We start from the raw sequence: 12,122 nt of genomic DNA on the forward strand, positions 1-12,122 counted from the left end.
TCGATCGCGCGTCCTTCACGCGCGCTGTCCCTTCTTCCTCGCTTCCCTCAGGAGCCGTCATGCTCGCAATCCGCTTGGGTCCGCCGACATCCCCGCCCGCCGATGAAACGGCTGCTACATCGGCAGCCGCCGCGTCGCACGCACTGCAGTGGGGCGGCGATCACGACCGCATCACATTGACGCTGCACATCGCGGGAGACGATGCCGACCCGCCACGGCTGGCACAAGGCACACACCGCGGTCATCGCTGGATCTGCGTGGGCGCGCTGTTCGACGTCGTCACGCACGCGCGGGTTCGCCCCGAAACGGTCGTGCCATGGGTGGTGGACGATCCGGAATGGCTGGCCGCTCATTGCTGGGGGCTGTATCGATTGGTGGTCTTCCGGGAGGAGGATGCAATGCTGCGCCTGTATATCGATCCATGCGGCCAGCGACCGATGTATTTTCAGCAAGTCGGCAGCGAGACGCCCGACACGACGCGGCGCCCCGCCGTCTACCTCGCATCGGACGTGCCGACCTTGATACGCATCACGCCCCAGGCTGCCGCCACCCCGGACATGCACTTTCTGCACAGCATGCTGTTGCATGGCAACGGCACCGAAGGACGCACTGCCTTGCTCGGTATCGACAGCGTTCCACTCGGCGGCATGCTCGAAGCCCGTCCGGGACAGCCGGTGCAATGCAGCGAAGTATGGCGACCGTTGCGCGCGGACAGCCCCTACGCGGCACTGCGTCGAATCGATCCGACGAAGGCCGCGACCTTGCCGCAACGTATCGACATGGCGCAATCCCCGCGCCTGTCGGATCGTCTGGCGGCGCGCGACGATGCGCTGTCACTCGATGCGTTTCGTCTGCTGCAAACCGTGACCGATGCCTATCTGTCGAGCGTGCCCGCGGATCCGACGGTACTGGAACTGTCGGGCGGCCTTGAGTCCAGCGCACTCGCGTTGGCACTTCACGAGGCCGGCCGCACGCAGGATCTGACCGGCATCAATCACTTCGATCACGCGTCGCCCGCCTCCAATGAAATCGTCTATGCACAGGCCGTCAGCGATCATTGCGGCTTTGCGCTACGAACGATGCCGATGGACATGGCGCCCTATGCGCCACCGCAGGCGTTGGCGACGACGGCATCGATGCCGCGACACCCCCGACCCTCGCAGGGCAGCATCATGCTGAACTGGTCCCAACAACTGCGCGAACGCACGGCGGATCTGAGCGGGGCGACCCACCTCAACGGCTATGGCGGCGATGCCGGATTTCTTGCGCCGCCCTACTTCAGCACCTGGCTCGACGCGGTGCATGACGGCGCCTGGCGACGCGCGCCGATGGCGATCCATGACATGGCGCTGCTCCGGCGCACGCCGTATTGGCAGGTCATCCGGCAAGGTTGGAAGGAGAGCCGGTCGCGCAATCTCGACGACATGATTCAGTCGGCGCCGCCCGCCACGATTCGGATCGATACGCCCTGCCCGTCCCCGGATCGGCTCGGACAACTGCCCGCCTTGCGTGCCTTGCTGCGACGACAACCGGGCAAGCATATGCAATTGCTCGGCCTGATGGGAAACCTCGCCGAGATCGAGATGTATCCGGATCTGGGTTTCAAGCGCAGTTTCTTTCCTTATCTGACGCAGCCGATGATCGAATACGTCTTGAATTACCCGAGTTATGCGTTGTACAGCCGTTTCCACAACCGCGTACCGATGCGACGCGCCGCCTTCGCGGCGTCTGGCATGCCGCATCTATGGCGCCGAGACAAGGGCGAAACGTCGGGGCCGTTTACGCGGGGCTGGCGCGAGAACGCAGACCATATTCGACAGGTCGTCATGGAGGGCTGGTGCGCCCAAGCCGGCCTCGTCGATCGCGACGCCTGCGATCGCGCGACCCGACTCGCTATCAGCGGTTTTCGACCGCCCGATCTGTCACTCGACCGGATCTATGCCTGCGAGATGTTCATGCAGGCCTGGCAGTCCCGTTCGCTCGCACCGGCGAGCCGTTGAGCAGGCATCAAGGATGGACGCACGGCATGCGCGGGGTGCAGTATCCGCCCCATACATCCCCTTGAAAAATAGCGCACTTCGATCTCGAAACAAGCCAGTCTCAAAAACGATTCCGCCGCTTGCTTCGTGATGCGAATCGAATGCGCCGCCTCCGGACGGATGATTCAGCATTTTGTTCTTCACCCCGCAGTTGCGCTTGCCCCTGGCGCTTTTAAAATGGGCCTTGTCAGACAGGCATGCGTGAGCAGGCGCTGAAGGACAGCAAGGCATCCATCGTCATCGGCAGCAACAGGAGGCGTCATGCAGGATCAATTGCGCAAAGGAAGGATCGAGGACCGGCGCACGGATGACACCGAGCAGATGCTGTTTGGTGACGCCTTCACGAGCCATTTTCAACGGAAAACAGACGATGACAAGGAACCCCTCGTCCGCGCGTATCCGCCTGACGGGCATTAACGCCACCGAGGCGACGCAGGGCATGAACGGCGTCGTCCTCGAAGGCGTGCAAGGCCGCTTCAGCGTCTGATCGATGCGGAAGTGTGATCCAACGCCAAAGACCCAAGGAGTGAGAATGATGATCGAACTACACGGCATTACGGCTACGCGCGCAACCCAAGGCTTGATCGGTCTCGTACCGGAAAGCACCACCGGCTATTTCCTGTTCGAGGGGGCGCAATAATGACGACATGCGCACTGCAAGGCGTGGTTGCCACACAGGCGACGCAAGGCTTACTCGGTTTGGTTCCGGAAAGCGGCACCGGTTACTTCCTGATCGAAGGTAGTCACTAAGCGGTATTGACAGCAGTCCGGCGCCGCGCCGTTCTTCTGCGGCGCGGCGCCGAATCGCACAGTGAGAAGTCGCGCCGGGACGAAGGCCGTCCTCCCCCGTTTGGCCTTTCGGTCCGCGTGCTTTTCACGAAGGTCGCGTCTGCACCAGCAGACTTCGCGCGCGTTCCCGCGCCTCTGGCAAGGCTGCCGAGGCGAAATGGAACGTGCCGGCTTCAAGCCATCCCATTGGGATACCATCGCAATAGGCGATACGATTCGCCAACGTCGATGCGATCCGATTGCCGGCGATGACGATGCCGACGAGATTCAAAGGATCCGCGGCCGAGATCACCGTCCATATCTCACCGTTCGGACGGCGCCGTATATCACGCAACAACGGCAACGCTTCCGGCAAGGCGAACTGCTCGCCACTCAGCCCTTCGACAAAACGCCCTCCCCGTATTTCGCCACGCGCTTCCAGTCGCCGATAGACCATCAACAGGTCGCGCCACGGCGGCACGCCATCCGCCTCGCGCTCGAGCAACCGCCAGCAGATCACGCCATAGCGCCGCAACAGGGTCCAGGCCACGTGCTCACGTATCTCATCGTCGGAGACGTGCGCCACTTCGTCCGCGCCCGATGTCGGCATGCGCGCCCAACGCCCGGCGTCGTCCATGCCGCCGCTGACGCGGACATGCTGGCGACGGCCGCGTGGCCCTGCCCCCTGGCCACCCCACGGGTTGCGACGCGCGACGGGCGCCAGCAAGGCGCGCAGCCCGGCAAAACTGTCGGCATGCACCAAGCCGTGCGCGACCAGCTCGCCCAACGCCGTTTCCAGCTCCGTCGGCAATAGCCGCAGGGCATCGGACAAGGTATCGAAAAAGGACGGCCCGCGCGTATCGATATGCGTGTAGACGGCCTGCGCGCGCGAGGAAAGCGATGACAGCAGCGAAGGTGCCGGCCCGGCGGGATCACCGATGTCGGCGATGACGTTGCTGTCGCGCGCGGCGGCACGGCGCCATACGCCCAGATCCTGACGCGGTACGAGGACGATCGCACTCGCGCGCACCAACCCCGCGGGACCGCCGGCGTTCGCGCGACTGGCCGTACTCGCGAGCCTTGCCCATGTCACGCGTCCGGAACGGCTCAGTGTGTCCAACCAGCCGCGCTCGTAGTCGGCACATCGGGCGGGCAGAATCTGCTCCTCCCACGCCGACGCGGACGCCGCATACCCTTCGAGCTGCGTCACCACGTCTTCGAGCGCGGCCGGTCCGCGTCCACGCGTGCTCTCGGCAACCCGCTGCCACTCGAACAGAAAGCGCATGAAATCGCGCGGCGCCACCGGCTCTATTTCACGCCGCAGACGCTGTACCGTATAGCGATGAATCCGTGCCAGCAGGCTTCGCTCGCACCACTCCTCTCTTTCGCTGACCGGGAGATCGACCGCTGCCGCATCCGATGGATGCGGCGAGAAATGGCCGCGCACGACCGTGCCGCGCCCTTCGAGGGCGATCAAAGCGGCGGCCACCACGGACGCCGGCAACGCGAGTGGACGCGCGAGATGGCCCACGGTCACGGGACCGAAACCGCTGAGGCGGGCCTGGATCAGTTCGATCAATGCGGCGTCGGCATCCGCCGGAACGCGTGTCGCCGGCGTCGCATGCACGACCGCCAGCGCCGCCTTCGACCAGCGAAGATCGGGATAGACCGTGTGGATCAGCGCCGCTCGCTCTCGCGCAAACCACACCGTTTCCGCCTGCCCCTGATCGCGGGCCACCACCACGTGGAAGGCATGACCAGAGCGCGCCAGCTTCTGCAGCAATGCCAGCCAGTCGATCTCGGCGTCCCCGTCCTGTTGTGCGTGACCCGATCCGCGGCTAGCCTCGTTTTCGGTGATGCAGCCCAGCCGCATCAACGCCTCCTGCATCTCGTCGACATCGCGCACCCGCGGCCAGGCCTCCGCCCGCACGGCGGCGATGGCCTCGCTATCCAGCGCGCCCAGATCGTCGGCCGACTCCGGGTCGGTCCATTGCCGGCGCATCACCGCTTGCGTGCGTCGCTCTTCGAGCGGCGCATCGTCGAGAAAAGCATAGGGCCGTGCGTGCAGAATTTCCGCTGCCATCGGCGACGGTGCCGGCAGATCGCGCGCGATCAACTGGATGTCGCCGGCCTCCATGCGCCGCAGCAGCGCCAGCCAGCCGTCGCAGTCCATCGCTTCGTGCAGGCAGTCGTCCAGCGTCTGGTCCACGAGCGGATGATCGGGCAGTTCCCTTTCGCCGACGATGTTTTCAAGACAGGCCGCCTGATCCGGAAAGACCGTCGCGAGCAGATCCTCGCTTTTCATCCGCTGCAGTTGCGGGGCCACCTTGCGACCGCCAACCTGTCGCGGCAACGCCAACGCCGTCGTTGCATTCCAGCGCCAGCGCACACCGAACAACGGCGCATCGAGCAAGGCCTGAATCAGGACACGTTCCGCGCTCGCGCTATGCAGATAACGCCATACCTCGTCGAGCGGGAAACTGTGACTGGTCGACAAGGACAGGACGATGGCATCCTCGGTGGCGGCCGCCTGCAGTTCGACATTGAAATGTCGGCAAAAGCGTTTGCGCAGCGCCAGACCCCAGGCACGGTTCACGCGACTGCCGTACGGTGCGTGCAGGACCAGTTGCATGCCGCCGGACGCATCGAAAAAGCGCTCCATGACGAGCGTATCGCGCGTCGGAAGGGCGGACAGGGCCGCATAGCTTCGCGCGAGATAATCGGCGATCTGGCGGGCGGCGATGTCTCCCACGCCCGGGATTCGTCCCACCACCGACACCACGGCATCGACCAGGCCGGGATTAGAAACCGGGAGATCGATCGCGGCGTCGCGGGCGATGTCGGCGGCGCTGCGATACGCGGCGATCGCCTGCGCGACGGACGCGCGCAGCCGCGCGACGCCTTCGGACAACGCGTCGCTGCGGCCGGGCGCTTCGCCGAGCCAGAACGGGATGTTCGGCGGCTGGCCCTGGGCGTCGGCGACGCGCACCTTGCCCGCCTCGATCTTCATGATGCGATAGGACGTATTGCCCAACTGGAAGACATCGCCGGCCAGGCTCTCGACGGCAAAGTCCTCATGCACGGTGCCGATGGGAAGCGCCTGCGGTTCCAACACCACGGTGTAATCGGCATTGTCCGGAATCGTCCCGCCCGCCGTCACCGCCGTCAAACGCGCGTTACGACGGGCACGCACCGTGCCCTCGACACTGTCGCGATGCAAATAAGCGGCGCGCGGGCCCTGACGCGTCGTGAAACCCTCCGCCAGCATCTGCAGCACCGCGTCGAAGCGTTCGCGCGCCAACGCGGCGAAGGGCGTCGCGCGGCGCACCATCTCGAAAAGGGCCGTCTCGTCCCATTGCTGCTGCGCCACCTCGGCGACGATCTGCTGCGCGAGCACGTCGAGCGGTGCCGACGGTATCTGCAGCGTGTCCAGCTCGCTGCGCGCGACGCAGTCGAGCAGCGCGGCGCATTCGATCAAATCGTCGCGCGACGTCGGAAACAGGCGACCTTTCGGCGTGCCGCCCACCTGATGCCCGGCCCGTCCGACCCGCTGCAGAAAGGCGCCGATACTGCGCGGCGAGCCCAGTTGGCAGACCAGATCGACATCGCCGATGTCGATGCCGAGTTCGAGCGACGCCGTGGCGATCAGGACGCGCAAGGCACCCGACTTCAAGCGCTGCTCGGCGTCCAGGCGATGCGCGCGGGACATGCTGCCGTGATGCGCCGCCACGGCGCCCGTGCCCAATCGATCCGCGAGATGCCGCGCCGCGCGCTCCGCCATCCGGCGCGTGTTGACGAAGACGAGCGTCGTCTTATGGTCGGCCGCCAGCATGGCGATGCGATCGTAGACGGTCTCCCAGCTTTCGTTCGACATCACCGCGTCCAACGGCGTCGGCGGCAATTCGAGCGCCAGGTCGCGGGCGCGGAAATGCCCCGTGTCGACGATGTCGACCTTGGACAACACGGCCTGATCGACGCCCTCGCGCAAAGGCGCGCCCGCCAGAAAGGCCGCCATCCGCGTGATCGGCTTCTGCGTGGCCGACAGCCCCACCCTGACCGGATGCACCGGCGCACCCCGATACCGCGCACAGAGCGCATCCAGGCGCGCCAGACTGAGCGCCAGATGCGCGCCCCGCTTGCTTGGCGCCACCGCATGGATTTCATCGATGATGACGGTGCGCACCGTTTCCATCATGCGGCGGCCGGACTCGGAGCCCAGGAGCACATACAAGGACTCCGGCGTGGTCACGAGGATATGCGGCGGCCGGCGCGCCATCGCTGTGCGTGCAGATTGGGGCGTGTCGCCGGTCCGCACGGCGGTGCGGATATCGGGCACCGGGAGCCCCTGCCGCGCCAGCGCGGCGCCGATGCCGGCCAGCGGCGCGCTGAGATTCTTTTGGATATCGTTCGACAGCGCTTTCAATGGCGAGACATACAGCACCGATGTTTCATCGGGCAATGTCTTACCCGTGGCAAGACAGGCGCACCCGCGCACGACGAGATCGTCGAGGGCCGCCAGAAAGGCCGTCAACGTCTTCCCGGATCCGGTGGGTGCCGACACCAGCGTCGTGCGTCCCGCGTGCAACAACGGCCAGGCGGCAGCCTGGGCCGGCGTCGGCGCGGCAAACGTCGCGCGAAACCAGTCCCGGACCGCCGGGTGGAAGTCTTGCAAAGGGTCGACGGAAACGACGGATTCCGCCGGTGTAGTGGGACCGATGTCGGGAGAGGTCATGACGCTAATATGCGGGGTCTTATCGCCCCGTTCAAGCCCCCCCCCGATGGCGGCCCGTGCCTCAGAAGTCCGGCAATTCGTTCGGACGCAGGTCGAACACCAGCACTTCCGCATCCTTGCCATCGGCAAACGACAGCAGTTCCTCGTCGCGCACGCGGACGCCATCGCCTTCCCCAAGCGCCGTGCCATTCAGCGTAACGCTGCCGCGGGCGACGTGGACATAGGCAAAGCGGCCCGGTGCAAGGCGGACCGACGCGGTTTCCGCGCCATCCAGCAAGCCGGCATACACGCTGGCGTCCTGATGCACCGACAACGATCCTTGCGCGCCATCCGGCGAGATGATCAGGCGAAAATTACCGCGCTTTTCCGCATCGCCGACGTGGATCTGCTGATACCGCGGCGGCACACCTTTCTCTCCCGGCACGATCCAGATCTGCAGGAAGTGCACGCTTGCTTCCGCCGAATGGTTGTACTCGCTATGGCGAACGCCGGTGCCGGCACTCATCATCTGCACGTCACCGGGACGGATCACCGAGCCGGTGCCCATCGAATCCTTGTGTTCGAGCGCACCTTCCAGCACATAGGAGAAGATTTCCATATCCCGGTGCGGGTGCGTGCCGAAGCCTTGGCGCGGCAGAACGCGGTCGTCATTGATCACGAGCAGGTCGGAAAAACCTTGCTGCGCCGGGTCATGATAATGGCCAAAGGAAAACGTGTGGCGCGATTGCAACCAACCCAGATTTGCCACACCCCGATCATTTGCTGCACGACGTTCGAGCATGATGCCCTCCTCTTCGATTATATTCACGGTCAGGCGGAGTCGAATGGCCAATCCGGGTTTCCGGCGCCGATTCACCCCTTTCCTGCTTCTCTGCACGCACGCGATCGATACGCTGTCGCGGTTTGCCTGAAACCCTTACTGATTAGGCTTCGACGTGCGCTTTCCTTGAATAGAAGTATGCGACGGCGCGAAGGGAGGGATCGTGAAATCGTCCCCCCTCGATGTTCGAAAATTTCGATGATGGAGATTCTTGATGGCAGATTCCGACCGTAACGGCGCCAGCGCCTTGCCGCGCCTTGGTGCGGGCGTACATCGGCGCATCACGCTGGAAGCCATCGAACTGGTGGAAGCGATCGACCGGCACGGCTCGTTCGCCGCGGCGGCGGAGCGGCTCTACCGCGTGCCCTCTACCGTGTCCTATGCGATCGGCAAACTGGAGCAGGACCTCGGCATCGCCTTGTTCATCCGCAAGGGACCGCGCGTGACGCTGACGCCGGCGGGTCGGCAATTGATCGAAGACGGCCGCTGGTTGCTTCGCGCCGCGGCCGACCTGGAATCGCGGATGCGCCAGGTCGCCACCGGCTTCGAATCCGAACTACGCCTGATCGTCGACTCTCTCATTCCGATCGACAGCCTGCTCGATGACATTCGTGCATTCGAGGCGCTGCAATGCGGCACACAGCTACGGCTCGGCAGCGGCGTGATGACCGGCGTCTGGGAAGCGTTACGCGAAGGACGCGCCGACGTGGTGGTCGCGAGTGGGGATAACCCCGCGGGCAATGGCTTTCGCACGGTACCGGTCGGATCGACGGACTTCGTCTTTTGTACGGCGCCTGGTCACCCGCTTGTCGACCGCGCGCAACAACGGCAACCGGACGGTGCGCCCCGACCGCTGACCCGGGACGATCTGCTCGATCACACGGCGATCGTGATCGCCGACAGCGCGCGGGACGTCGGCGCGCGGACCGCCGGTCTGCTGAACGGGCAAAAACGTATCACCGTGGGATCGCTGGCCGACAAGCTCCGTTGCATGCGCGCAGGACTCGGCCACGGCTATGTTCCCCGTCCAAGCGTCGAAGACCTCTTGCGGCGCGGCGCCTTATGCGAACTGCCTACCGAAGACGGCCGCCCCGGCGAGCACTTCTGGCTGGCATGGCGGGCAGGACAGGGGGGCGAGGCGCTGAAGTGGTGGCGTACCCGCCTTTCACGCGCGCTGGTCCCGGATGGGCTGGCCGGAATGTGATCGGAAAGCGCGCCAGGAAGCGCTACGGTAACGGCTGGTAAAAATAATGTAATCGCCTATACCGTCCAGGTCGGTATATTGCTTTGTGTATGGAATATTCGTTGCGCATCGCGGTGCCGGAAAAGAAGGCCGCATCGCGCGACGACGACCATGAGCCGGCCCGGGCAGGCGGTGATCGATGATGAGATGTGCTTTTCGAGACGCGTGATGATGATGCTAAGCAAGGGTTCGACGACGCCGGAATCGCGCAATGCGCGCGCATGCGATGCTGATGGCGGACGTCATGACGACAATGCCGGCCGCCGCGCCGGCGCGGCGCGTTGGAGCGCCCTGGCCGCCACCGTCGGTGCCTTGGCCGCCGTGACGCTATCGGGTTGCGCGGTGGTCACGCCGACCGGCCCCAGCGTGGTGGCCCTGCCAACGCGCGGCGAGCCGTTGGCGAAATTCCAGAACGACGACTACGAGTGCCGAAGCTATGCTTACCGCACCGTCGATCCGAATGCCGCGCAGCAGAATGCCAACAACCATGCCGTCAACGGTGCGGCGCTCGGTACGTTGGGTGGTGCGGCCGCCGGCGCGCTGATCGGCGCCGCCGGCGGCAATGCCGCCGCGGGCGCGGCGATCGGTGCCGGTTCGGGCCTGCTGCTCGGCAGCGCCGTCGGCGCCGGCAATGCGCAGAACGACTCGGCAGGCCTGCAAGCCCGTTACGACGCGTCCTATGCGCAATGCATGACGGCGAAAGGCAACACGATTCAGCAACAGGCCGCGCCGGTGTACTACGCACCGCCGCCGGCGTACTACGCCCCGCCTCCGGGCCCGGTCTACTACTATGGTCGGCCGCGGCCGATGTGGTGGTAAGCAGTCACGCCACACCCTGAACCGGGCACGCGATCCCGTCGCCCCGACGGATCGCGTGCCCCGCGTCACTCGCCCCCTCCCCGCAAGTCCGCTCGGCCGCCACGACCGCCGCAGTGCCCCTCGGCGCATGCCGCGTCAACATCCCCTTCGCCTCGCCCCCTGATGGCCTCTCGGCTGGCCAAACTGTCACCAATTTGACTACTTTATCGCGTCGTCTGACAATAAAACGCGGTACCGTATGTCTGTCGCATGGTTTAGCCTAAGCGCGGCCATCGCCCGCCCGCCGCATATCGCGGCTCGGCTAAACATCAACACGACGACCGGAAAGCGAAAAAGGAGATCGCGATGACCCTGGCCCCCGTTTATAGCGCCATCGAACCGCCGCGCGCGGAAATCGACGCGCAAGCCGGCCCCGCCTTGCTGGAGTTCGGCGCCCCCTGGTGCCCGCACTGCCAGGCGGCCCAAGCGCCCCTCTCGCAGGCCCTCGCCGCGCACGCCGAGACACCGCTACCGCATTGGAAAGTCGAGGATGGCAAAGGCCGTCCGCTCGGGCGAAGTTTCCGCGTGACCCTATGGCCGACGTTCATCTTTTTGCGTGACGGCAAGGAAGTGTCTCGACTGGTCCGTCCAACGGCCGCCGCGCCGATACACGAAGCACTAACCCAAATATTGGCTAACGCCTGAGACGGTATCGAAAAGGGGTGATGAGACAACCCGATGGTCGTATGATTCGCGGCCGCGCGGCGCGGGTACGGCAACACGCCGCATCGATGCATCGCTAAACGATGAAAAAAGAGACAGTCGGGTTTTCCCTTGGATTTCATCGAACAAGGGAAAACCCTAGTCGTCGAATAGATTTATTTAACTAATCATATAAATGAATGGAGATCAGACGTGATGGATGACCGGTTACCTCGTTACCTGAAGCTGCGGGACGAGATTGCCGCACGCATCGCGGCGTTGGAGTGGCTGCCGGATCAGCCGTTGCCGACAGAATTGGACTTGTCGCAGGCATACGGCGTAGCCATTGGGACAGTCCGGAAAGCGATCGATGTGCTGGAGCAAGAAGGGCATGTCGAGCGATTTCAAGGTCGCGGGACGTTCATACGGCGCGCCAGTTTCGACCAGTCGCTATTTCGATTTTTTCGATTTCAACGCGCCGATGGTCAACGCCGGCCGCCGCAGAGTCGCATTCTGGCGCGCGACGTCCTGCCGCCGCCTACCGCGATCGCGATGTCGTTGAAGATGTCGATCGAGCAGATTGCTGCCGGTGCGCCGACAATCCGCCTCTCGCGGCTGCGCATCGTCGGCGAGCAGCCGTTGGTGCGCGAACAGATCTGGTTGCCTCATGCGCCTTTCTCGGCGTTGGCGGACTTGCCGTTGCCGGAGTTTGCCGATTTGCTTTATCCGATGTACGAGGCGCGATGCGGTCAAGTCGTCGCCCGCGCCAGTGAAAGGCTGACCATCGGCGAAGCCGATGAGGACGATGTAGAGAAGCTGCAACTCGCACCGGGGGCACCGGTCGTCGTGATAGAGCGCACTGCGTTCGCGCACGACAATCGCGTGCTCGAGTGGCGGGTGTCGCGCGGGGCAGCCGCGCACTTTAGTTATGAGATAGAAATCCGCTGATCGGATCGACACCGCGCGTAGGGATCGCATAGCTGCCTCCCGGCAGCGCGGTCCACGCACGTACGGAGTCGC

At 64.7% G+C, this 12,122-nt stretch carries 7 protein-coding genes; 5 read left to right on the plus strand and 2 right to left on the minus strand.

Features of this window, described 5'->3' with window-relative positions; genetic code table 11:
- Positions 1–59 precede the first annotated feature (59 nt).
- Entirely contained in the window at positions 60–2,000 is a 1,941-nt protein-coding gene (locus tag ABEG21_RS13570) for an asparagine synthase-related protein (RefSeq protein WP_347555067.1), read from the plus strand.
- Between the two features lie 913 nt (positions 2,001–2,913).
- On the opposite strand, the gene ABEG21_RS13575 is transcribed toward ABEG21_RS13570, so the two are convergent.
- The gene (locus ABEG21_RS13575; protein WP_347555068.1) at positions 2,914–7,539 is read right to left on the minus strand and encodes a DEAD/DEAH box helicase; all 4,626 of its coding nucleotides are present in this window, start codon (positions 7,537–7,539) and stop codon (positions 2,914–2,916) included.
- 61 nt (positions 7,540–7,600) lie between these two features.
- Positions 7,601–8,320, minus strand: coding sequence for a pirin family protein (locus ABEG21_RS13580; RefSeq protein WP_347555069.1), 720 nt, complete (start codon positions 8,318–8,320; stop codon positions 7,601–7,603).
- 253 nt (positions 8,321–8,573) lie between these two features.
- On the opposite strand from ABEG21_RS13580, the gene ABEG21_RS13585 reads away from it, so the two are divergent.
- The 4 genes from ABEG21_RS13585 to ABEG21_RS13600 all read left to right on the plus strand — a co-directional run bounded on the left by ABEG21_RS13585 (position 8,574) and on the right by ABEG21_RS13600 (position 12,050).
- On the plus strand, positions 8,574–9,563 hold the full coding sequence (locus ABEG21_RS13585) for a LysR family transcriptional regulator (RefSeq protein WP_347555070.1): 990 nt from the start codon (positions 8,574–8,576) through the stop codon (positions 9,561–9,563).
- A gap of 207 nt (positions 9,564–9,770) precedes the next feature.
- Positions 9,771–10,421, plus strand: a complete 651-nt coding sequence (locus ABEG21_RS13590) for a glycine zipper family protein (protein ID WP_347555071.1) — start codon at positions 9,771–9,773, stop codon at positions 10,419–10,421.
- A 345-nt stretch (positions 10,422–10,766) separates the two neighbouring features.
- Positions 10,767–11,105 carry a thioredoxin family protein gene (locus tag ABEG21_RS13595; RefSeq protein WP_347555073.1) on the plus strand — a complete coding sequence of 113 codons (339 nt, stop codon included), beginning with the start codon at positions 10,767–10,769 and terminating at the stop codon, positions 11,103–11,105.
- A 213-nt stretch (positions 11,106–11,318) separates the two neighbouring features.
- Positions 11,319–12,050 (plus strand): GntR family transcriptional regulator, encoded by a 732-nt coding sequence (locus ABEG21_RS13600; RefSeq protein WP_347555074.1) that lies wholly within the window; start codon positions 11,319–11,321, stop codon positions 12,048–12,050.
- Positions 12,051–12,122 lie beyond the last annotated feature (72 nt).

It is taken from the genome of Robbsia sp. KACC 23696 (assembly GCF_039852015.1).
Lineage (GTDB): Bacteria > Pseudomonadota > Gammaproteobacteria > Burkholderiales > Burkholderiaceae > Robbsia.